We start from the raw sequence: 20,961 nt of genomic DNA, 5'->3' as shown, positions 1-20,961 counted from the left end.
CGGCTGCCGTTCCGGTGCATGGAGTATGACTTTCTAGCGCGAGGAGACTGCAATGACCCTGTCCTTCACTTCCATCATGACCCTTCCTGAGACAGTCTCCGTCAAGGGAGTGGCGCGCGCTCTGATCAATCTGCTCCGGGCCCTGAAACACCGTCGCGAGATCATTCAACTTGCCGATTTCGACGATCATATGCTCAAGGACATCGGCCTGACGCGGAGCGACGTGGAGGGGGCCCTCGCAGAGCCGCTCGTCCATAATCCGTCTCTGGTGTTGGTTCGATGCGCGGAGCGACATAGCCGAGCCGAGAAGCTCGTCCCTCCGGTTCTCAAGGCACGACCCGTGGTTCCCCTGGTGACACGGGAACGATCCTGGGCGTAAGGCGAGGATCTGGCTTTCAGAAGCGGCGCGTCGATCGGCGCGCTAGCGCTTCGTTTCGTCGTCTTTCGTGCCGCCTTCCAAGATGGACTGGAGGGACGCGAGGTATTGCATCTGCATGTCGTGTCCTTTCTCCATCATCTCCGCCCATGGCGGCGGCGAGGGAGGCGGCTGCTGGGGCGGTGCGGCCGGCGGCGGAGAAAATTGCAGGAAGCTTGCCATAACGTCCTCGAAGGGATGGCCCGCCGGCTTCTTCTCCGGCGCTGCGGCTTGCGTCCAGATCGCCCATAGTTCCCCCCACGGGTCGCCGCTGCGCTCGCTGGCCTGCGGTGGTGCGGCGGGCGCTGGAGTGGCCTGGAAGCTGCGGCCCTGCGCGGCCATCCATTGGTACATGCCACCCGCGAGAATGCCCGTGAGCACCGGCAGGACCTGCCGCATGGTTTCCACGCTCACTCCTGCATAATCGGCCGCCTGGTGAGCGACCCGACGGGTCACCTCATCCGACCCGAAGAGCTGATCGAGCAGCTGTCGGCCCTGTTGTTGAGCCTGCGACGAAAAACTCTGCCCGGCCGCCTGCCAGAAGCTCTGGTAGGCCTGATTCATCATGGATTGGACGAAACGGTTGGGGTCGCCAGGATCGGCCGCGCGCTGGAGGCCCATGGCGAAGGCAGGCAAAAAGGCCGCCATGGCCTTTTGCGCCTGATCGGGCGACATCCCGTATTGCCGCGACACGGCATCGAAGCCGCCGCTCGTCTGGGCCTGCCGCATCAGATCGAACCAGTTGAACATGACGGCCTCCTCAACGCGGCAACTCGTTTCGCGTTGCTTACAAATGAGCCGTAGCTTGCCTCTCCAACCGCCTGATTGTCCAGAACGCAGTGATGACGGCCGCAATTCCGAACGCAACGGATCCCGCGCCAATTCCGATCAAAGCTCCCTTGGGGCCGCCGATCTCGGCGCCGTAATAGGCGAATGGGATCATGCCGAGCGTCGCCCGTCCCCAGTTGAAGAACGTGGACAGGAGAGGAAAGCCGAGATTGTTGAAGGAGGCGTTCGACACGAAGACGAGGCCGATGAAGAACCAGATGAAGCCGCTGAGCTGGCAAAAGAACTGGACAAGCTCGGCCGTGAGATCCTGTGCGTGAAAAACCTGGGTCAGCGGAACGCGCACGAGGTACAGGATCAGCCAGACGCAGCCCACGTAAACGATCGTGAAGGTGAGGGAGTCCTTGAGGGTCTGCCTCATGCGATCATAGCGCTGCGCACCCCAGTTCTGCCCCAGCACCGGGCCGATGGCTCCCGCCAGGGCGAAGAGACCTCCGAAGGCCACAGGCGTCACCCGGTCGATGATGGCCGATGCGGCGATCGCCTGATCCCCGAAGCGCGCCATGATGCTCGTGAAGAAAGCGTTGGAGATGGGCGCGGCGATATTGGTCAGAATAGCCGGCACGGCAATGGCGAAGAACGGCATCGCGTCGGCCGCGATGCCTTTCAGACTGGGCCAGGCGAGAAGCCCATGGAAACGGGCCACATAGCGGTAGCTGACGAAGAGATAGACAACTCGAGCCAGATTGATCGCCAGGGCCGCGCCGTTGACCTTCAGGTCGAGGCCGAAGATCAGCAGCGGGTCGAGAACGACCGTCACCGCGGCAACCGAGAGGGTTGCATACATACTGCGCTTGGCGTCGCCTGCCGCCCGCAGCACGGTTGAGAATGCCATGCCGAACGCCATCAGCACGTTTGTCGGCAGGGCGATCCAGAGGAAGCTTGATGCGACGGCGTATGTCTGGTCGGTGGCGCCGAGCATGCGCAGGATTGCTGGAAGCAGCGGAAGGAGCGCAATACTCACGAGCGTCGCGATGAGCGCCATCAGGATGCTGCCCGATGTGGCGAGCCGGCGCGCGTCCTCTCGCTGGCGTGCGCCCAACGATCGGGAGACGAGCGCCCCGATGGGGATCATCAAGCCTACATTGATCGACACCGTGAAGAACATCACGACCGTCGCCAACCCGACGCCTGCGGTAAGGCTCGGGTCGCCCAGCCAGGAGATGTAGAGCAGTGACACCAGGTCGACGATGAAGATTGCAATAAGACCGGCGGTTCCCGTTCCGGTCATCACCAGAACGTGGCGCATGGTGGAGCCGGCGACGAAGCGCGGGGTCGCCTGTTCATCAGGCACTGGCTCCGAAGGCCGCGCGTCCACCTAGAAAACGCCTTCGCCGAGGATGTCTCTCGTCTCGGCGCTAAGGCCCCGGGCTCGTCCGGCAGGCGTCTCAAGAGGCTGCGGCGTGATCTTGGCTCCGACCATGAGTTCTGCCCCGCCCATCGAGCCCTCGGCTTTCTGGAGGATGAGGCGGGCAATATCGCGCTTGCGCACATCGTTGGCGATGGCGACGGCCGTTTCCGGATCCGTCCCAAGTTCTTCCAGCGCCGCGCGGCTGAACGTGATGGCGGATTCGAAGACCTCCCGCTGATGAAAATCCACTTCCATGTTCATCAGTTCGACCGCATGAACACGGTCGTAGGCGCGAACGAAGCTGCGGGCATTCCTGAAGTTTTCATGGATGATCTCGACGATCTTCAAGGTGGTCGCAGGATCGTCCGTGCAGACGCAAATCATTTCGGCTTTCTCGGCCCCCGCCGCACGAAGCACGTCAAGGCGGGCGCCATCTCCATAATAAATCTTGAGGCCGAAACGGCCCGCGTCCCGGATGCGTTCCACATCCCTGTCGATCACGGTGGGCTCGATGCCCTGTGCGAGCAGGACCTGATTGACGATTTGGCCGAAGCGCCCGAAGCCGATGACGAGAACGCGGCTCGAGAGCTCGCCTTCATGTCCCGCAAACCCCTCGGCTCCAGGATGGTTCTCGACGTCCTGGCGCTTTTCCAAGGTCCTTTCGAGGAGGGTCGCCATGATAGGGCCAAGCAGCATGGTGACGGCCGCCAAGGCGGTGACGAGCTGCGCCTCCCCTGAGGACATCAGGCCCAGCCCCAGGGCGACCGGAACCAGCACGAACGCGAACTCGCCCGCCGGGCACAGAAGCACCCCCGACCGTAGGCCATCGCGCCAGGTTGCGCCGAAAACCCGTGACAGAAGCGTGATGATCACGGTCTTGGCCAGGATCACGCCAGGGGCCGCGACCGCCAGCAGCATCCACTGCTGGCGCACGAGGGCAAGGTCGATGGACATCCCCACGCTCATGAAAAACAGACCGAGCAGCATGCCGCGGAAGGGTTCGATATCCGCCTCCAGCTGGTGGCGGAAATTCGATTCGGCGAGCAGCAGCCCGGCCAGGAAGGCTCCCATGGCCATGGACAGGCCGACCTCTTCCATGAGAAGGGCCGCACCGAGAACGACAAGGAGCGCCGAGGCGGTCATGACCTCGCGCGCGCCGCTGCGGGCCAGGACCCTGAAGAACGGGTTGAGGCCGTAGCGGCCGACAAGCACGACGGCTGCCACCGCTGCGACGGTTTCGGCGAGATTGATCAGGCGGTCGCCGAGGGAGTCCTGCTCCACCGCGGTGAGACCCGAGGCCAGAAGCGGCAGGAGGGCCAGGACCGGAACGACCGAGATATCCTGGAACAGCAGGATCGCGAAGGATCGCTGGCCATAGGGCGTCTGAAGGTCGTTGCGCTCCCCCAGCATCTGGAGCGCGATGGCGGTTGCCGAAAGCGCCACGGCAATGCCGGTGACGACGGCGGCCTGTGGCGCGAACCCGACATAAACCGACACGCTTCCCAAACAGACCGCCGTGATGGCCATCTGGACGAAGCCAAGGCCGAAAATGTCTCTCTTCATCGACCAAAGGTGAGATATCTTCAGCTCCAGCCCGACGATGAACAGCAGGAGCACGACGCCAAGTTCGGCCACGGTTCCGATCGTCTCAGGATCGCCGACGAGCCCAAGCGCCGACGGGCCGATGACGACGCCCGCAGCCAGATAGCCGAGAACGGCGCTGAGACCCATGAACCTGAAGAGCGGAACGGCGACGGCCGCGGCTCCGCAAAAGGTCAGGATGGGCGGGAGGAAGCTGACGTGGGAAGCCGCGTTTGCCATCGATCATCAGGGGAAATGGATTGTCGTGCACCTTTCTAGGGAGTCTTTTCCGGAAGCGCGAGCGTTTCTTGGGATAGGCGCGGCCGCGAATAAGCGTCGCTCCCGCTTGACAGGAGGGGCCCCGTCTCGCCACATCGCCGCATCATGACGAAGCCATCCCTCGATATTCTGCTCTGCGCCCCTCGCGGTTTCTGCGCGGGCGTGGTCCGTGCCATCGACGCGGTCGAGAAGGCCTTGGCCATCCATGGGGCGCCGGTCTACGTCCGCCACGAGATCGTTCATAACAAATACGTGGTGGAAAACCTGCGGCAGAAGGGGGCGGTGTTCGTCCGCGAGCTCGACGAAATCCCTGACGGGGACGCGCCGGTGATCTTCTCCGCGCATGGGGTTCCGAAATCCGTTCCCGAGGCGGCTCTCGCCCGCAGGCTCTTCGCCATCGACGCGACCTGTCCGCTGGTCACCAAGGTTCACCGCGAGGCCCAGGTTCACCACAAGCGGGGCCGGCACATCATCCTGATCGGCCATACGGGCCACCCAGAGGTCATCGGCACCATGGGCCAGCTGCCCGAGGGGGCCACGACCCTGGTCGAGACCGTGGACGACATCGCGCGGCTTCAGCCTGCTGACGAGGATAATCTCGCCTTCGTCACGCAAACCACCCTGTCGGTCGACGACACCCAGGACATGGTGGACGCTCTCAAGGCACGGTTTCCCACGATCGTGGGGCCGCACAAGGAAGACATCTGCTACGCGACCACGAACCGGCAGGGCGCAGTCAAGCGTGTGGCTCCCCTGGTCGACGCGATGATCGTGGTCGGCTCGCCCAACTCCTCGAACTCGCAGCGCCTGCGCGAGGTGGCCGAGCGCGAGGGGTGCGGGCTGGTCCGCCTCATCCTGAGGGCCGAGGATATCGACTGGACGTTGTTCGGGGACATTCGCCGCCTGGGCATCACGGCCGGCGCGTCGGCCCCCGAAGTTCTGGTGGAGGAGATCATCGACGCCTTCGCCGAGCGGTATGCGGTTTCGGTCGAGAGCGTTTCGACGGCGGACGAGAGCGTGTTCTTTCCCCTGCCTCGGGAATTGCGCGAGCAGGCAGCGGAGTAGAGAGTGGCAGTCTATACGGAAGTCACGGACGAGGAGCTGTCGGCTTTTCTCGACACCTACGATATCGGCACGGTGCTGTCCTACAAGGGCATCGCCGAGGGCGTGGAGAACACGAATTACTTTCTCCACACCACCCAGGGCTCATACATCCTGACGCTCTACGAGAAGCGGGTGCGGGAAGCTGATCTGCCCTTCTTTCTGGGGCTGATGCAGCATTTGGCCAACAAGGGCCTGAACTGTCCTCTTCCGGTCAGCAACCGCAAGGGCGAACCCCTCGGCCGGGTCGCGGGCCGGCCTGCGGCGATCATCACATTCCTGGACGGCATCGCGATCCGTCGTCCCACCGCGCAGCACTGCGCGGCTTTGGGCGGTGCGCTGGCGAACCTTCATCTGGCCGGCCAGGATTTTGGGATGACGCGACCCAACGCCCTGTCGTTCGACAGCTGGCCGCCGCTTTTCGCGCAGGCCGGGGCCCAGGCGGACACAGTTTCGGCGCGCCTGGCCGAGAGAACCGGGCGCGAGCTCGAGGCGTTGAAATCGGTTTGGCCGAGCGGGCTGCCGTCCGGCGTCATCCATGCCGATCTCTTCACCGACAACGTGTTCTTCATCGGCCCGAAGGTGTCGGGCCTGATCGACTTCTACTTCGCCTGCACGGACGCCTTTGCGTACGACCTGGCGATCTGCCTCAATGCTTGGTGCTTCGAAGCAGACGGATCGTTCAATCTCACCAAGGGCCAGGCGATGATCGCCGGGTATCAGGCCGTACGGCGCTTGAAGTCCGAAGAGGTGGAGGCCCTGCCGATCCTCTGCCGCGGTTCGGCCATGCGTTTCATGCTGACCCGGCTGGTGGACTGGCTCAACGTGCCGCCCGGCGCCCTAGTGAAGCCCAAGGACCCCCTCGAATATGACCGCAAGCTCAACTTCCACCGCCATGTCAGGCATGCCCGCGAATATGGACTCGACGCATGAGCGAGCCTGAACGCGTCACGATCTATACGGACGGCGCCTGCTCGGGGAATCCCGGTCCGGGCGGCTGGGGGGCAATCCTGTCCTTCAAGGGAACCGAGAAGGAAGTCTCGGGCGGGGAGGCGCATACGACCAACAATCGCATGGAGATCCGGGCCGCCATCGAGGGGCTGAACGCGCTCAAGCGTCCGTGCATCGTGGATCTCTATACGGATTCCCAATATGTGCGCCAGGGCATCACGTCCTGGATGAGCAATTGGAAACGGCGCGGCTGGCGCACCGCCGACAACAAGCCGGTAAAGAACGAGGACCTGTGGCGGGAGCTCGACGAGGCGGCCTCCCGACACAAGGTCTCATGGCATTGGGTGAAGGGCCACGCGGACGATCCCATCAACATCCGGGTCGATGAGCTGGCTGTCGCCGCCATGCGGCCCTTCAAGGGCAATGGCAATGGCCTGAATGGCAAGTCCTCGCTCGCCGGCAGGTGAGCGAAGGCTTTCAACTCTGTCGCGGGTTCAGAGATCCTTGAGCAGGTTCTCAGCCCCTGAAACCTGAGCCTTCGACGGCGTATCCTCGACATTGAGCGATTTCACCACCCCGTCGTCGACCACCATGGCGTAGCGCTGCGAGCGGGTGCCCAGGCCGAAGCCCGTGCCGTCCATGGAGAGGCCGAGAGCCTTGGCGAAGTCGCCGTTGCCGTCCGAAATGAAGTCGATTCCCTCGGCTCCGGCCGTCTTGGACCAGGCGTCGAGAACGAAAACGTCATTCACGGACGTGACCAGAATGGCCTCCACGCCCTTCGCCCTGATCTCGTCCTTCTTCTCCACATAGCCCGGCAGATGGTTGCGGTGGCAGGTGGGCGTGAAGGCGCCCGGCACGGCCACGAGAACGACCTTGCGGCCCTTGAAGAGGTCATCCGTCGTCTTTGCCACAGGCCCCTCCGACGTCATGATGCGGAAGGTGGTCTGAGGCAGGCGTTCTCCAACCTGGATCGTCATGGGTTCTTCTCCGGGGCTATGCTGACGCACGATGCCCCTTCACTAGCGTGGCGTCCGTTCGCCGTCGAGACTGACTTCCGTCTCGACGGCCTGTTCACCGGAAACGAGGGTCAAGCGAACGGGGACGGAGCCCGCCGCATCCTTCGGCTTCTCCTCGACCGTTACGGTAAACCGGTTGGCGTCATCCGGCAGGGATGTTGAGAGATACCAGTTTTCAGGCCCTTCGGCGAAAAGGGTGGGGCGTGTCCCGTCCGGCGCCCGCACGGTAACCAAAATTCCAGGCTTGCCCTGCGGATTCGCCGGCTCCAGGGTCGCAATGGAGAGGGGAGCCTTCGCTCCCAAGGGTTGCGGGCGTGGAACCTGCGCCAGCGCCTTGTCGAGTGCTGCCCGATGCGGGCCATCCGCCGATAATGTTGCGGTCAAATCCGCATGGGCCGGAATACAGATGTCCTTGCAGACCCCATAATCGACGGAAAGAGCCAGCCTGACGGGCTTTCCCGGATCCGCCGGGGTCACGCGCACCGGAAGGACGATCTGGCGGCCGTACACATAGGCGATGCCCCCGGCATCCTCTTGACGGGTCGGGGCCGGCCATAGGATTTCTGCCGACGAGACATTTTCCGATCCCGACCAGTCGAAACGAGGAGGGAGGCCAGATTCTCCCGGCGTTCGCCAGTAGGTCTTAAAGCCCGAGTCGAGAACGATTTCGATCCCGGCAAGCTGCCGGTCTCCGTCCGGACCCCCCGAGATCAGGCGCGCGCGCGAGTGCAGGCCCTGGACCCATGGCGATTCCTGGGGTTGTGCAAAGGCTGGCAAAAGACACAATATTGGAAAAAAGACGGCCGGAGCGATACGGAACATAGTTGTCATGGAACTGACGCCTCCCTGACGCGCTTCCCTTATGCGGTTTATCTTCGGGCTTGCCATCCACGATCCTGTGATCGGGCTGCCGGCCCGGCAACGCAGAAGTCGAGACATGAGCCTTTATTCGAGCCCGTACGATGCCGGCACCAACTACCTCGATGGCCAGTTCCTCGTGGCCATGCCCGGGATGACGGACGAACGCTTCTCGCGCGCCGTCATCTATGTCTGCGCCCACTCGTCCGAGGGCGCGATGGGCATCGTCCTCAACCGCCCGGCCGCCAACCTGAGCCTCCCCGATCTGCTGGTCCAGCTCGAGATCATCCCTGAACTCGAGCGCATCCGCCTGCCGCAGCGGGTGGGACAGATGCAGGTTCTCATGGGCGGTCCTGTCGAAACGAGCCGCGGCTTCGTGCTGCATTCGCCGGACTTCCATATCGCCCAATCGACTCTTCCCATCGATGACAGCGTCTGCCTGACCGCCACGGTGGATATCCTGCGGGCAATCGCCCGTGGCGACGGCCCCGAGAATGCCGTGCTGGCGCTGGGCTACGCCGGGTGGGGGGCAGGCCAGCTCGAACTCGAAATCCAGTCCAATGGCTGGCTGAACTGCCCGGCCGACTCCGAGCTGATCTTCAAGGCGTCCGTCGATGCCCGCTATGACCTCGCCCTGCGCCGCCTCGGCATCGAGCCGGCCATGCTGTCGATGCAGGCCGGCCACGCCTGATCGTCAGGCAGCCTCGGGAGCGGCGCCCACCAGCTGACGGGCCTGCAGGATCGACATAGGCTCGCCGAAGACTGGCCCTTGCGCATACTCGCACCCTAGCTGGTAGAGCTCGATGGCCTCCGACTCGGTTTCTGCCCCTTCCGCCACGATCTCCATGCCGAGCTCATGGGCCATCTTGATGATGGAGCGCAGGATCACGGGCTTTCCGCCTGCCATCTGTCGCACGAAGGATTCGTCGACCTTGATCGTGTCGAACGGGAACCGCAGCAGATAGGAGAGGGCGGAGTAGCCCGTTCCGAAATCGTCCAGGGACAGGCCTGCTCCAAGGTCCTTGAGCCTCGCCAGCATCTGGGCCGAATATTCCGGGTTCTCCATGACCAAGCCCTCGGTCATCTCGATCTTGAGGGAGCCGGGGAGGACCCCCGTCCGGGTGAGCACCGCCTTCACGTCCTGCAGAAGGTCGTGCCGCAGCAGGTGGTGGCTCGACATGTTCACGCTGGCGAAGATCGGCGGATCGACCTCGAGGGCGTTCTGCCAGACGGCGAGTTCCCGAGCCGTCTGCTCCAGCAGGAAGAAGCTCAAGGAGACGATGAGGCCCGTCTCCTCGGCGATCGACAGGAAGTCCTTCGGAATCATGCGGCCGAGGCGGGGATGATCCCAGCGCAGCATCGATTCGAAGCCTGCGATGGTTCGGTCCTCCAGCCGGACGATCGGCTTGAAGAGCACCTTCATCTCGTTGCGTTCGAGCGCGCGGCGCAGATCAGCCTCTAGGGTGAAATGGTCGCTGCGGTCCGAACGCATGGTGGGCCGGAAAACCTCGATCCGGTCGCCCCCATGGCGCTTGGCATGAGCCATGGCGATCTCGGCGTTCCTGAGCACTTCCTCCCGGCGCGCGGCAATCTGCGGATCGTGCAGGGCGATGCCCAGGGAAGCGGTCAGAAAGATCTCGCGCTCCGCATAAGTGATGGGCGTCGTCACGGCGCGCCTGACCATGTCCGCGAAGGCAATGATGCGGTCGGGCTCCCGCTCCGAGAGCAGGATCATGGCGAACTCGTCCCCGGCGATGCGCGCCAGGGTGTCCTGCGGCTTGAGCAGGCGGCCGAGCCGACGCGAAAGGGTCAGCAGGATCGAATCGCCCGCCGCATAGCCGACGGAATCGTTGGCGCTCTTGAGGCTGTCGATGTCGATGACGAGAACCGTCGGGCGAAGGCCGTCATCCTGGCTGGCAAAGGTCAGGGCCGCCTCGAGCCGATCGAAGAACAGCTGACGATTGGGCAGGCTCGTGAGATTGTCGTGCACCGCGTCGTAAAGCAGGCGCTCCTCGGCGGTCTTCGAGTCCGTTACGTCGGACAGGGTGCCGACGATCCGGAGCACTTCACCGTCCGTGCCGATGAGGGGACGGGCCTTGAGGCGGAACCAGTGATGGACGCCCGAGGCCGAGCGCAGGCGGAAATCCTGCCGCAGGCGGCCGCGCCGCTGCTCGATCACCGCGTCGAGGGAGGCGCGGTACCGGTCCTTGTCGAAGGGGTGGATCAGGTCGAGCCAAGCGGAGGCGGGACCCTCAAGGGTGCCGCGCTTGAGGGCGAGCTGATGCTCCACCTCAGGACTGACGAAGATCTTGTCCGAGGCCACGTCCCAGTCGAACACGATATCGCCCGCGCCCGCCAGGGCCAGGGCCCGCCGCTCCGTGTCGCTGAAGAAGCCCTGCGTGAAGCCGCCTCCCGCGAAAGCATGCTGCATGACCGTGAAGCCGATGAGCATGACGATCAGCACGAGGCCACCCACCAGAGCGGGTGGAACGAGATCGGATTGGAGCTGCCCCATGACGGTGAAGCTCGCCGCTGTCACCCAGGCGATGAGGAGCAGCCATGTGGGCACGAGCATCACGGCGCGGTCATAGCCGTGGGTGGCGAGGTGGAGCACCAGCACGAAGCCGATGCCCGCCACCGCCGCGACGGAAATCCGCGCGACTCCGGACGCCACGGGAGGGTCGACAATGGCCAGCGCGACCAGCGCCCCAAGAAAGACGAGCCAGAACGCCGTTACGTGGCTGTAGCGCACGTGCCAGCGGTTGAGGTTGAGATAAGCGAACAGGAACACCAGAAGGGTCGCGGCGAGCACCGCCTCCGCGCCTGCGCGATAGATCTGCTCCACCGTCTCGGTGATTGGGAAGATGCGCTGGAAGAACCCGAAATCGATGCACGCATAGGCGAGAACCGCCCAGGCCAGCGCCGCCGCTGCCGGGAAAATCAGTGCTCCCTTCACGACGAAGACAATCGTGAGGAACAGGGCAAGCAGCCCCGCGATGCCGATGATGATGCCCTTATAGAGGGTCAGCCCGTTGACCCGCTCCTTGTAGGCGTCCGAGTCCCACAGGTGGAGCTGGGGGAGGCTCGACGAGCGCAGCTCGGCCACGAAGGTGACCGTGGTGCCCGGATCGAGGGTGATCAGGAACACGTCCGCGTCGGGGCTGTCGTCCCGGTCGGGCCGGATGCCCTGGCTGGCGGTAATAGCCGCGATGCGGGAAGAGCCGAGATCGGGCCAGATGACGCCCGAGGCCGTCAGGCGGAAATGCGGCGCAACCAGAAGACGGTCGACCTGCTCGTCCGTATCGTTCGTGAGCGCGAACACGATCCAGTCGGGGCGGGTGCCCGACTCGCGCGCCTTGACGGCGATCCGGCGCACGATGCCGTCGCGTCCGGGAGCGGTCGAAATACGGATTTCATCCCCGTCCGAGCGATAGTGCTCGATCATCGGGGCGAGATCAATGGCCTTGGTCTTGGGATCCACGCGCACGGCCTCGACAGCCCAGCCGTGGGACGGCAGGGCGAGGCACATGAAGGCCGCCAAGAGAAAGGTTATGGCGAAAGAAACGATCCGCAACGCTTCGGTCTTTCGTCCGGTACTAAACAATGGAACAGGATTGGTACCGGTCAGGAGGCTTGAGGGCAAGGCGAAGTCGATGATCGGTTCGACTTGTCCGCAAGACTCAGGGGTGAGGTTTAAGCAAGCGCCCATGAGGCCCCTTTGCGGCGGGATTGAGGTCGCACGGACATGACCAAAGGGCAGGCCGCGGGACCCGAACGCGTCAGCCGCGAAGGCCGGATGCTATTTTTTCCAAGGAAGGCAAGCCTTTGATAGGACCAATGGCCGCCAGCGTCGGGTCGCCGCAAAGCAGGCGCTTGCCGGCTTCCTGAACCTGGTCGACCGTGAGAGCGTCGACCTTCAGGACGATCTCATCGCTTGGAACGATCCGGCCCCAGGACAGGAGCTGGCGAGCGATACGCTCGATCCGCCCGCCCGGTGTTTCGAGGGCTGTGAGAAGTGCCACTTTCATCTGCGCCTTGGCGCGCACCATTTCGATCTCGCTGATGTCGGCGGTCGCTTGGCGCGTGCACTCCCGCGTGACATCCATCAGTTCACGCACGTCCGAGCCTGCCGTGCCGGCTCCGATGCCGAACAGGCCCGTATCGGAAAACGGCCAGTGAAACGCGTCGATGGAATAAGCCAGTCCCCGGTTCTCCCGCACCTCGTGCCACAGGCGGGAGGTCAGCCCGCCGCCGAGAATATGGGTGAACAGATGGGTGGCGTAATAGTCCGGATCCTTGAAGGACAGTCCCGGCAGTCCGAGAACCAGGGTGGCCTGTTCGAGCTTGCGAGAGATGCGCCTCTCGCCGCCCGAATAAAGGCCGGACTCGGGCTCGCGGGCGTCCACACTGGGCATCCCCCCGAACAGGCGCTCCGCCGTATCGACGATTCGCGCATGGTCCACGTCGCCAGCTGCCGCCAGCACCATCTTGCCCGGCGCATATTCGCGCGCCATGAAGGCGCGGATGGTCGCCTCGTCGAAGCTCTTGATGGTGTCCGGCGTACCCAGGATCGGCCGGCCGATGGGCTGTCCGCCATAGGCCACTTCCATGAAGGCGTCGTATATGAGATCGTCCGGCGTGTCCTCGACGGCGGCGTATTCCTGCAGGATCACGCTCTTCTCGCGGGCGAGCTCGGCGGCGTCGAAGGCCGAGTTGATGAGGATGTCTCCAAGGACGTCGAGAGCCACGTCGATGTTCTCGCCGAGAACCCGGGCCGTGTAGCTCGTGTGTTCCACGCTGGTCGCCGCGTTGATGTCGCCGCCGACATTCTCGATGTCCTCGGCGATCTGACGCGCGGAGCGGCGAGCGGTGCCCTTGAAGGCCATATGCTCAATCAGGTGCGAGAGGCCGTGCTCGTGCGCCATTTCGTGGCGGGAGCCCGTGCCAACCCAGACCCCCAGCGTCGCGGTGGCGATTTCGGGCATCTGCTCGGTCGCGACCGTCAACCCGTTGGGCAGGCGCGTGATGTCGATCCGCTTTTCGCGGACGAAGTGATGGTTCATGCGGCGACGCCTCTGACCGCGCGGGCCCGTTCGCGGATGAACCGCTCCACCGCGCTCTGGTCGTTGGGGAGCACGGTGAAGCCCTCCTGGCGTCCCATGATGTCCGCCATGTGGGGCGGAAGCGTTGGCCTCACTCCTGTCGCCCGCTCGACCGCGTCGGGGAACTTGGCCGGATGAGCGGTCGAGAGAGCAACTACAGGCGTCTCCGGCCTCGCCTTCAAGAGCGCCCGGGCGGCCCGGGTGCCGACGGCGGTGTGCGGATCGAGCACGTAGCCGGTGGCCTGATAGGTCTCGGCCATCTCGGCCGCTACATTGGCCTCGTCCACGGCCGTTGCCGAAAACTCTTCCCGGATGCGGCCGAGGGGTTCCGCATCGACCAGGAAGGCCTGGGCCTGGGTGAGGCTCGCCATGAGACGGCGGATCGCTCCGGCGTCGCGGCCATAGGCCTCGAAGAGCAGCCGCTCGAAGTTGGACGAGATCTGGATATCCATGGACGGCGAGGCGGTCGGCTGCACGCCTTTGATCTCATAGGCGCCGGAGCTGAGCGTGCGCGCCAGGATATCGTTGGCGTTCGTGCCGATCATCAGCTGCTCGATGGGAAGGCCAATCCGCTTGGCGACCCAGCCAGCCAGGATGTCGCCAAAATTGCCCGTCGGCACCGCAAACGACACCGGACGATGGGGCGAGCCGAGGCTCGCGGCCGCCGTGAAGTAATAGACCGCCTGCGCGGCCACCCGGGCCCAGTTGATGGAGTTGACGCCGGAGAGCTGGAGCTCGTCGCGGAAGCGGGCATGATTGAACATCCCCTTCACCATGGACTGGCAGTCGTCGAACGTGCCTTCCACCGCAAGGGCGTGGACGTTGGGCGAGGCGACCGTGGTCATCTGCCGGCGCTGCACGTCCGAGACGCGGCCATGCGGGTAGAGGATGAAAATGTCGACCTGATCGAGGCCCTTGAAGGCCTCGACGGCGGCGCTTCCCGTATCGCCGGAGGTGGCGCCCACGATGGTGGCGCGGGCGCCGCGGGCTTTGAGCACGTGATCCATCAGCCGCCCGAGCAGCTGCATCGCCACATCCTTGAAGGCCAGCGTCGGGCCATGGAAGAGCTCGAGAACGAAGAGATTGTCGCCAAGCTGGTTCAGGGGGCAGACGGCCGGGTGTCGGAAGGTGGCATAAGCGCCGTCGATCATACGGCTGAGATCGGCCTCGGGAATATCGCCGTCCACCAGAGGCCCCAGCACGGCCTTTGCGACCTCGGCGTAGGATTTCCCGGAAAAGCCCTGGATGGTGTCAGGCGTCAGCGCTGGCCAGGCCTTCGGCATGTAGAGGCCGCCGTCCCGCGCGAGACCGGCCAGAAGGGCATCGGAAAAGCCAAGCTCGGGGGCTTCCCCCCGGGTCGAGACATGCAGCACTTTCAATCTCCTGGATTTGGGCGGACATTAGGAGCCACAGCCCAATACGGCAAGCCGCATTCGGGCCGCAGGCAAAGGGAACGCCCCAATGCGCATGACCCGAGTCGATTGGTTTCTGCTGCCGATCCTGGTAGCCGCGCTGGCCGGGATCGCTTTCGGGGCTTTTCTCCTAGCCGGATTCCTCGGGCTCGGCGTGGTGGGCCTGATCATCGGAGTCATGGCCCTGCGCATCGAGCTGGAGAAGGATGGCGCAGTCAGCAACGTCATGACCACGTCGCTCTATGCCGATCAAATGAAGGCGCGGGAGAACATGACCCGGGCCGAGCGTGCGGAGCGCCACGCCGAATCCGTCACGCTCCTGAAGTGGCTGTTCGTGGCGAAGGTTGTCAGCGCGGGGCTGATCATCCTGGGCTTCGGCTTCTTCGTGCTGTTTCAGCTCGGCTGAGCCACGGGCTTGATCCGACGCCAGGCGAAGGCCGCGAAGACACCCACCAGCGTGAGGGCGATACCATACCAAGTGACGGCATACTGGAGATGGTTGTTGGGCAGGTCGAGCCTTGTCTGGCCACCCTTCGGCCAGCCGCCGGGATTGGGGGTTGCGTCCGCCTCGACGTAGAAGGGCGCTACACGGTCCAGGTTGCGCGCATTGGCGATGGCCTGCGGATCGCGGGCGAACCAGGTGTTGCGGGCCGGATCGTCGGCGGGCGTGAAGGCGTTGCGCTCTTCCGGGGCGCGGACGAGGCCCGTGACGGTCACCTCTCCGGCGGGCTGGCTTTCCGGACGGGCCGCCGGATCGCGCAGCTCCATCGGCACGAAGCCGCGATTGACCATAACGGTCGCGCCGTCGGCAAGCCGCAGGGGCGTCATCAGGTAATAGCCCTGAGCGGGAGCTCCGCGCTGGCCAGGGGCGAGGCCGTAAACGGGGGTCTCGAACGGGTGCAGGAACGCACCGGTCACCTGGACGCGGCGGAACTCGTCCTCGCTGGCGCGCCAGGCGGTCCAGCCGGATGGAGGTACGATGTCTCCCGGCTCCCCATGAGCGCGGGCCTGGATCTGGGCGAGCAGGCCGTCCTTCCAGGCCTTGCGCTGGAGCTGCCAAGTGCCCAGCCCGATCAGGATTGCGAACGCCACAAGCGCCGCCAGACTGGGAAAAACAAGCGAGCGCCCGGTTTGCAGGCTGGCAGAGCGGGTCACTACTGGAAGCGTCCTTCCTCGGCCTTGTGGTGATATTGCAGCGCCACCAGGATGCCCTTCGAGGGTCGAACCAGGACAAGGCTCAAAATGACGCTCAAGGCAGACCACATCACAAGATGAAGCCAGATTGGCGGCGCATAAGCGAACTCAGCCCACAAGGCGAGAGCCACCACCACGATGCCCACGATGGACATCACGAAGAAGGCCGGGCCGTCCCCGGAATCCGCGAAGGCGAGATCAAGGCCGCAGACCTCGCATTTCGGGCGTATCGCCAGGAAGCCTTGGAACATGTGCCCTTTGCCGCAGCGCGGACAGCAGCCCTTGAGGCCAGCGATGATCGGAGGGGGAGCCTGCAGATCTTGGGCCAAGATGGATTCTCCTGAATGTCCGCTGGAAGTGGCTCTGCCGACGAGATGGGGATTGTAGTGCCAAAAACGAAGGGCGGCCTGAAGCCGCCCCCGTTGCGTTTTGCTTGGTTGAGCGTGGCGTTAATGGCCGCCCGCACCGCCGCCGCCAAAGCCCCACACGTAGATCGACGCGAAGAGGAAGAGCCAGACCACGTCGACGAAGTGCCAGTACCAGGCGGCGAACTCGAAGCCGAGGTGCTGCTTGGGCGTGAAGTCGCCGCGGTAGACGCGCAGAAGGCAGACGGCCAGGAAGATCGTGCCGATGATCACGTGGGCGCCGTGGAAGCCCGTCGCCATGAAGAACGTGGCGCCGTAGATGTTGCCCTTGAAGCCGAAAGCGGCGTGGCTGTACTCGTAGGCCTGAACGAACGAGAAAACGACACCGAGCGCGATCGTCAGCCACAGGCCCATCTTGAGGCCCTTGCGGTCGTTCTCCAGGAGCGCATGGTGCGCCCAGGTCACCGTGGTGCCGGAGGTGAGCAGGATCAGGGTGTTGAGCAGGGGCAGGTGCCAGGGGTCGAAGGTCTCGATGCCCTTGGGCGGCCACACGCCGCCGAGGGTCTCGACGCGGGCGTACTGCATCGGGTCGTTCGGGTAGAGCGCGGCGTCGAAATAGGCCCAGAACCACGCCACGAAGAACATCACCTCGGAGGCGATGAACATGATCATGCCATAGCGGTGGTGCAACTGGACCACCCGGGTGTGGGAGCCCGTATTGGCCTCGCGGACCACATCGGTCCACCAGCTGATCATGGTGTAGATCACGCCGATGATGCCCGCGCCGAAGATGAAGGCGCCGATATGCATGCCGGCGAGGGGGATGTCCTTCCACCAGGTGACGAAGCCTGACGCCATCATGAAGGCGCTGATCGACCCGATGAGCGGCCACGGGCTTGGGTCGATGATGTGGTAGTCGTGGTTCTTGGCGTGGGCCTCGGCCATTAGTGTCGTCTCCGTGCCTCGAAGGTGTGGTCGCTTTAAGACGTTTCTGTTGAGCTTGTCACGTCTATTATTGAACAATGGGTTTGGTTGCCGGCGCCGCAGCCTCCGCAACCGGTTGCCCGCCCTTGGACGGGAAGTAGGTGTAGGAGAGCGTGATGGAGCTGAGGTCCTTCACGTCGCCGTCCTTCACCAGGCGCGGATCGATGTAGAAGACCACGGCCGATTCCACCGTTTCACCCGGCTGAAGCGTCTGTTCCGTGAAGCAGAAGCATTCCAGCTTGGAGAAATAGGTTCCGGCGAGATCCGGCTGGACGTTGTAGGTGGCGATGGCCGTGCTGGGCTTGGTGTCGGTATTGGTGACCTTGTACAGGACTGTCGTGGTCTCGCCGAGCTTGACCTTGACCTCCGGCGTCTCGGGCTGGAAAGTCCATCTCAGTCCAGGCGACACGTTGGCGTCGAAGCGGACCGAGATCGTCCGATCCATCACGTTCGCCGCATTGCCTTCGCGCACGATCGGGGTGCCGGCGAAGCCCGTCACCTTGCAGAAGAGGTCATAGAGCGGCACGGACGCATAGGCGAGGCCGCCCATGCCGGCGACGATGCCGACGCAGGCGAGGACGGTCCGTTGCATCTTGCGCTGAAGATCGCGTGGTTCAGCCATACCGGAGCCTCACATCGGTCTTTGCAGGATTTGCGGTCCGATCTTGGCGATCGTCACCAGGTAGAACAGCACAACCAGCGCCCCGAGCGTCAACGCCAAAGCCAGCGAACGTTTCCGGCGGCGCTTCTGCTCTTCGGGGGTCAGGCGGGACGGGGGAAACGCCATGGATCAGATCACCCGAAGACCGGCCGGAAGAAGCCGAAGCCATGCTCGGCCAGGAGGGTGGCGAAGAGCAGGAAGAGATACAGGATCGAGAAGCCGAAAAGCTGTTGGGCGACCCGCATGGCGGGCTCGCCCTCCCGCAGGCGGTAAACCTGGACCGCAAGCGCCAGCATGCCAAGACCGCCGATCGTGCCGATGATCGCATAGGCCAGGCCGCCGAAGCCGTAAGCCACGGGCGCAAGGCCGAGAGGCGCGAGGAGGATCGTATAGGCCAGGATCTGGAAGCGGGTGGAGTCGGGGCCGGCCACGTTCGGCATCATGGGAATGCCGGCGCGCTCGTAGTCGCCCGACTTCACGAGAGCCAGCGCCCAGAAATGAGGCGGCGTCCAGATGAAGATGATGGCGAAGAGGATGACGCTTTCCCAGCCCACATGGCCGGCAACCGCCGCTTGGGCCACGATAGGCGGAAGAGCGCCCGCCGCGCCGCCGATGACGATGTTCTGTGGCGTCGAGCGCTTCAGCCACATGGAATAGACGACGACGTAGAAGAAGATCGTGAAGGCGAGGAGGCTGGCCGCGAGCCAGTTGCTCACCAGGCCCAGCACGATGACCGAGCCGGCCGACAGGGTAAGGCCAAAGGCCAGCGCCTCGCCGGGCTGGATCTTCCCGGCCGGGATCGGCCGCTTGCGGGTGCGGGTCATAATCGCGTCGATATCCGCGTCCCACCACATGTTCAGGCAGCCGGACGCGCCGCCGCCGACGGCGATCATGAGAAGCGACGCGAACGCCACCACGGGATGAACGTCGGGATGAACCACGACCATGCCCACAAGGGCCGTAAAGACCACGAGGAACATCACCCGCGGCTTCAGGAGCGCAAAGTAATCCGCAACGTCGCCCTGCGAGAGGCCGGCCGTGACGAAGCCGTCTGTGGAATTGTCGGTCAAGGTTTTCGATGCACTGGTCATAAGGATCAACTTTGCGAAATGCCCGAGCCAGGCCCGGGAGCCTCCGACAACCTACTCCTCGCCAGAGGGCTAGACAGCAAGCCCTCGGGGGAGGAGCGGGCGGCATGACGCCGCCCGGCTCTGAAATTTAGTGGCCCGTATCCACGATGCGGGGCAGGGTCTCGAACTGGTGGAAAGGAGGCGGCGAGGACAGCGTCCATTCCAGGGTCGTGGCGCCTTCGCCCCACGGGTTGCCGGCGGCCTTCTCCTTGCGGACGAACGCATAGACGACGCCGAAGATGAAGACGAACAGGCCCAGGAAGAAGATATAGGCGCCGATGGAGGACACCAGGTTCCAGCCCGCAAAGGCGTCCGGATAATCCGCGTAGCGGCGCGGCATGCCGGACAGGCCCAGGAAGTGCATCGGGAAGAACAGCACGTTGGCGCCGATGAAGGAGATCCAGAAGTGCAGCCGGCCGATCCAGTCGGGCAGGATGTAGCCGGTGATCTTCGGGAACCAGTAGTAGACGCCGGCGAAGATCACGAACACGGCGCCGAGCGACAGCACGTAGTGGAAGTGCGCCACCACGTAGTAGGTGTCGTGCATGTAGCGGTCGACGGGAGCGTTCGCCAGCACCACGCCGGTGACGCCGCCCACCGTGAACAGGAACACGAAGCCCACCGCCCACTGCATGGCCGCGTTGAAGCGGATGGAGCCGCCCCACATGGTGGCGATCCACGAGAAGATCTTCACGCCCGTGGGAACCGCGATCACCATGGTGGCGAACACGAAGTAGGCCTGGGTCTGGAGCGAGAGGCCCACCGTGAACATGTGGTGCGCCCACACGACGAAGCCGACCACGCCGATCGCCACCATGGCGTAGGCCATGCCGAGATAACCGAAGATCGGCTTCTTGGAGAAGGTGGAGATGATGTGGGACACGATGCCGAAGGCCGGCAGGATCATGATGTAAACTTCGGGGTGGCCGAAGAACCAGAACAGGTGCTGGTACAGGATCGGATCGCCGCCGCCCGAGGGGTCGAAGAAGGTGGTGCCGAAGTTGCGGTCCGTGAGCAGCATCGTGATCGCGCCGGCGAGAACCGGGAGCGACAGGAGCAGCAGGAAGGCGGTGACCAGCATGGACCAAGCAAACAGCGGCATCTTGTGCAGCGTCATGCCCGGAGCGCGCATGTTCAGGATGGTGGTGATGAAGTTGATTGCGCCCAGGATCGAGGCCGCGCCGGCGAGGTGGAGCGACAGGATGCCGAAGTCGAGCGCCGGGCCCGGATGGCCTGCCGTCGAGAGAGGCGGATAAACGGTCCAACCGCCGCCGAAGCCGAGCGAGCCTGGAGCGCCTTCGACGAAGAGGCTGCAGAGCAGAAGGCAGAAGGCCGCGACCGTGAGCCAGTACGAGATGTTGTTCATCCGCGGGAACGCCATGTCCGGCGCGCCGATCATCAGCGGCACGAACCAGTTGCCGAACCCGCCGATGAGGGTGGGCATCACCAGGAAGAACACCATGATGAGGCCGTGACCCGTCACGAAGACGTTGTAGGCCTGCGGATTCGAGAAGTACTGCAGGCCGGGCTCCTGGAGCTCCAGGCGCATGCCGATCGACAGCAATCCGCCGATGATGCCTGCCGTGAACCCGAAGAGAAGATAGAGGGTGCCGATATCCTTGTGGTTGGTGGAATAGAACCACCGACGCCAGAAGCTCGGGAGATGTTCGTGGTGATCCGCGTGAGCGGAATCAACTGCATGTGCCATGGTGAGA

The 20,961-nt window shown here is 64.1% G+C and carries 21 protein-coding genes; 6 read left to right on the top strand and 15 right to left on the bottom strand.

Going from position 1 to position 20,961, the window contains the following annotated elements:
- Positions 1 to 52: 52 nt before the first annotated feature.
- Positions 53 to 379, top strand: coding sequence for a DUF1127 domain-containing protein (locus DRB19_RS07110; RefSeq protein ID WP_210207447.1), 327 nt, complete (start codon positions 53 to 55; stop codon positions 377 to 379).
- Between the two features lie 42 nt (positions 380 to 421).
- Here DRB19_RS07110 and DRB19_RS07105 read toward each other — a convergent pair whose 3' ends face one another.
- From DRB19_RS07105 to DRB19_RS07095, 3 genes are read right to left on the bottom strand one after another with little or no spacing between them, the layout of a single operon-like run.
- Positions 422 to 1,165 (bottom strand): DUF937 domain-containing protein, encoded by a 744-nt coding sequence (locus tag DRB19_RS07105; RefSeq protein WP_114185334.1) that lies wholly within the window; start codon positions 1,163 to 1,165, stop codon positions 422 to 424.
- Positions 1,166 to 1,202: 37 nt separating this feature from the next.
- Positions 1,203 to 2,555 (bottom strand): MATE family efflux transporter, encoded by a 1,353-nt coding sequence (locus DRB19_RS07100; RefSeq protein ID WP_245439306.1) that lies wholly within the window; start codon positions 2,553 to 2,555, stop codon positions 1,203 to 1,205.
- A 24-nt stretch (positions 2,556 to 2,579) separates the two neighbouring features.
- Entirely contained in the window at positions 2,580 to 4,433 is a 1,854-nt protein-coding gene (locus DRB19_RS07095; RefSeq protein ID WP_114185333.1) for a monovalent cation:proton antiporter-2 (CPA2) family protein, read from the bottom strand.
- A 144-nt stretch (positions 4,434 to 4,577) separates the two neighbouring features.
- Between DRB19_RS07095 and ispH the strand changes: the two genes are divergently transcribed.
- From ispH to rnhA, 3 genes are read left to right on the top strand one after another with little or no spacing between them, the layout of a single operon-like run.
- A complete protein-coding gene (ispH, locus tag DRB19_RS07090) occupies positions 4,578 to 5,537 on the top strand; it encodes a 4-hydroxy-3-methylbut-2-enyl diphosphate reductase (protein ID WP_114185332.1) in 960 nt (319 codons plus the stop codon).
- 3 nt (positions 5,538 to 5,540) lie between these two features.
- A complete protein-coding gene (locus tag DRB19_RS07085) occupies positions 5,541 to 6,506 on the top strand; it encodes a homoserine kinase (protein ID WP_114185331.1) in 966 nt (321 codons plus the stop codon).
- On the top strand, positions 6,503 to 6,991 hold the full coding sequence (rnhA, locus tag DRB19_RS07080; RefSeq protein WP_114185330.1) for a ribonuclease HI: 489 nt from the start codon (positions 6,503 to 6,505) through the stop codon (positions 6,989 to 6,991). Before DRB19_RS07085 ends, rnhA begins: the two co-directional genes overlap by 4 nt.
- Before the next feature lie 27 nt (positions 6,992 to 7,018).
- Here rnhA and DRB19_RS07075 read toward each other — a convergent pair whose 3' ends face one another.
- On the bottom strand, positions 7,019 to 7,501 hold the full coding sequence (locus tag DRB19_RS07075; RefSeq protein WP_114185329.1) for a peroxiredoxin: 483 nt from the start codon (positions 7,499 to 7,501) through the stop codon (positions 7,019 to 7,021).
- 42 nt (positions 7,502 to 7,543) lie between these two features.
- The gene (locus tag DRB19_RS07070; protein WP_162815613.1) at positions 7,544 to 8,371 is read right to left on the bottom strand and encodes a protein-disulfide reductase DsbD domain-containing protein; all 828 of its coding nucleotides are present in this window, start codon (positions 8,369 to 8,371) and stop codon (positions 7,544 to 7,546) included.
- A 106-nt stretch (positions 8,372 to 8,477) separates the two neighbouring features.
- Here DRB19_RS07070 and DRB19_RS07065 point away from each other — a divergent pair, with 106 nt between their 5' ends.
- Positions 8,478 to 9,089, top strand: coding sequence for a YqgE/AlgH family protein (locus DRB19_RS07065; protein ID WP_114185327.1), 612 nt, complete (start codon positions 8,478 to 8,480; stop codon positions 9,087 to 9,089).
- Positions 9,090 to 9,092: 3 nt separating this feature from the next.
- On the opposite strand, the gene DRB19_RS07060 is transcribed toward DRB19_RS07065, so the two are convergent.
- From DRB19_RS07060 to thrC, 3 genes are all read right to left on the bottom strand, one after another.
- Positions 9,093 to 11,927, bottom strand: a complete 2,835-nt coding sequence (locus DRB19_RS07060; protein WP_114185360.1) for an EAL domain-containing protein — start codon at positions 11,925 to 11,927, stop codon at positions 9,093 to 9,095.
- 250 nt (positions 11,928 to 12,177) lie between these two features.
- On the bottom strand, positions 12,178 to 13,461 hold the full coding sequence (locus DRB19_RS07055) for a M16 family metallopeptidase (protein WP_114185326.1): 1,284 nt from the start codon (positions 13,459 to 13,461) through the stop codon (positions 12,178 to 12,180).
- A complete protein-coding gene (thrC, locus tag DRB19_RS07050; protein WP_114185325.1) occupies positions 13,458 to 14,873 on the bottom strand; it encodes a threonine synthase in 1,416 nt (471 codons plus the stop codon). The genes DRB19_RS07055 and thrC overlap by 4 nt, the downstream gene beginning before the upstream one ends.
- A gap of 88 nt (positions 14,874 to 14,961) precedes the next feature.
- Between thrC and DRB19_RS07045 the strand changes: the two genes are divergently transcribed.
- Positions 14,962 to 15,318, top strand: coding sequence for a hypothetical protein (locus DRB19_RS07045; protein ID WP_114185324.1), 357 nt, complete (start codon positions 14,962 to 14,964; stop codon positions 15,316 to 15,318).
- Here the strand turns inward: DRB19_RS07045 and DRB19_RS07040 are convergent.
- From DRB19_RS07040 to ctaD, 7 genes are all read right to left on the bottom strand, one after another.
- The gene (locus tag DRB19_RS07040; RefSeq protein ID WP_114185323.1) at positions 15,306 to 16,067 is read right to left on the bottom strand and encodes an SURF1 family protein; all 762 of its coding nucleotides are present in this window, start codon (positions 16,065 to 16,067) and stop codon (positions 15,306 to 15,308) included. The two genes, DRB19_RS07045 and DRB19_RS07040, sit on opposite strands and share 13 nt — an antisense overlap.
- Positions 16,067 to 16,435 (bottom strand): DUF983 domain-containing protein, encoded by a 369-nt coding sequence (locus DRB19_RS07035; RefSeq protein WP_114185322.1) that lies wholly within the window; start codon positions 16,433 to 16,435, stop codon positions 16,067 to 16,069. The genes DRB19_RS07040 and DRB19_RS07035 overlap by 1 nt, the downstream gene beginning before the upstream one ends.
- Positions 16,436 to 16,555: 120 nt before the next feature.
- Complete coding sequence (locus DRB19_RS07030) at positions 16,556 to 17,416, bottom strand: cytochrome c oxidase subunit 3 (protein WP_114185321.1); 861 nt, start codon at positions 17,414 to 17,416, stop codon at positions 16,556 to 16,558.
- Between the two features lie 67 nt (positions 17,417 to 17,483).
- Positions 17,484 to 18,077, bottom strand: a complete 594-nt coding sequence (locus DRB19_RS07025; protein ID WP_114185320.1) for a cytochrome c oxidase assembly protein — start codon at positions 18,075 to 18,077, stop codon at positions 17,484 to 17,486.
- A gap of 9 nt (positions 18,078 to 18,086) precedes the next feature.
- Positions 18,087 to 18,242 (bottom strand): hypothetical protein, encoded by a 156-nt coding sequence (locus tag DRB19_RS30580; RefSeq protein WP_170148910.1) that lies wholly within the window; start codon positions 18,240 to 18,242, stop codon positions 18,087 to 18,089.
- 8 nt (positions 18,243 to 18,250) lie between these two features.
- Positions 18,251 to 19,207: a heme o synthase gene (locus tag DRB19_RS07020; protein ID WP_114185319.1), complete on the bottom strand. Its 957-nt coding sequence runs from the start codon at positions 19,205 to 19,207 to the stop codon at positions 18,251 to 18,253.
- A gap of 127 nt (positions 19,208 to 19,334) precedes the next feature.
- Positions 19,335 to 20,954 (bottom strand): cytochrome c oxidase subunit I, encoded by a 1,620-nt coding sequence (ctaD, locus tag DRB19_RS07015; protein WP_114185318.1) that lies wholly within the window; start codon positions 20,952 to 20,954, stop codon positions 19,335 to 19,337.
- Positions 20,955 to 20,961 lie beyond the last annotated feature (7 nt).

Source organism: Microvirga aerophila (assembly GCF_003332305.1).
In the GTDB taxonomy this organism is placed as follows: domain Bacteria; phylum Pseudomonadota; class Alphaproteobacteria; order Rhizobiales; family Beijerinckiaceae; genus Microvirga; species Microvirga aerophila.
The sequence above is the reverse complement of the archived record's forward strand: the minus strand, read 5'-3'. Positions and strand labels throughout refer to the sequence as shown.

Excerpts from the sequence above, each read along its gene's own strand:
- DRB19_RS07110 (WP_210207447.1), top strand. The coding sequence starts at position 53 with ATGACCCTGTCCTTCACTTCCATCATGACCCTTCCTGAGACAGTCTCC.
- DRB19_RS07105 (WP_114185334.1), bottom strand. The coding sequence starts at position 1,165 with ATGTTCAACTGGTTCGATCTGATGCGGCAGGCCCAGACGAGCGGCGGC.
- DRB19_RS07095 (WP_114185333.1), bottom strand. The coding sequence starts at position 4,433 with ATGGCAAACGCGGCTTCCCACGTCAGCTTCCTCCCGCCCATCCTGACC.
- ispH (WP_114185332.1), top strand. The coding sequence starts at position 4,578 with ATGACGAAGCCATCCCTCGATATTCTGCTCTGCGCCCCTCGCGGTTTC.
- rnhA (WP_114185330.1), top strand. The coding sequence starts at position 6,503 with ATGAGCGAGCCTGAACGCGTCACGATCTATACGGACGGCGCCTGCTCG.
- DRB19_RS07075 (WP_114185329.1), bottom strand. The coding sequence starts at position 7,501 with ATGACGATCCAGGTTGGAGAACGCCTGCCTCAGACCACCTTCCGCATC.
- DRB19_RS07070 (WP_162815613.1), bottom strand. The coding sequence starts at position 8,371 with ATGACAACTATGTTCCGTATCGCTCCGGCCGTCTTTTTTCCAATATTG.
- DRB19_RS07065 (WP_114185327.1), top strand. The coding sequence starts at position 8,478 with ATGAGCCTTTATTCGAGCCCGTACGATGCCGGCACCAACTACCTCGAT.
- DRB19_RS07060 (WP_114185360.1), bottom strand. The coding sequence starts at position 11,927 with ATGTGCCTCGCCCTGCCGTCCCACGGCTGGGCTGTCGAGGCCGTGCGC.
- DRB19_RS07055 (WP_114185326.1), bottom strand. The coding sequence starts at position 13,461 with ATGAACCATCACTTCGTCCGCGAAAAGCGGATCGACATCACGCGCCTG.
- DRB19_RS07045 (WP_114185324.1), top strand. The coding sequence starts at position 14,962 with ATGCGCATGACCCGAGTCGATTGGTTTCTGCTGCCGATCCTGGTAGCC.
- DRB19_RS07030 (WP_114185321.1), bottom strand. The coding sequence starts at position 17,416 with ATGGCCGAGGCCCACGCCAAGAACCACGACTACCACATCATCGACCCA.
- DRB19_RS07025 (WP_114185320.1), bottom strand. The coding sequence starts at position 18,077 with ATGGCTGAACCACGCGATCTTCAGCGCAAGATGCAACGGACCGTCCTC.
- DRB19_RS30580 (WP_170148910.1), bottom strand. The coding sequence starts at position 18,242 with ATGGCGTTTCCCCCGTCCCGCCTGACCCCCGAAGAGCAGAAGCGCCGC.
- DRB19_RS07020 (WP_114185319.1), bottom strand. The coding sequence starts at position 19,207 with ATGACCAGTGCATCGAAAACCTTGACCGACAATTCCACAGACGGCTTC.
- ctaD (WP_114185318.1), bottom strand. The coding sequence starts at position 20,954 with ATGGCACATGCAGTTGATTCCGCTCACGCGGATCACCACGAACATCTC.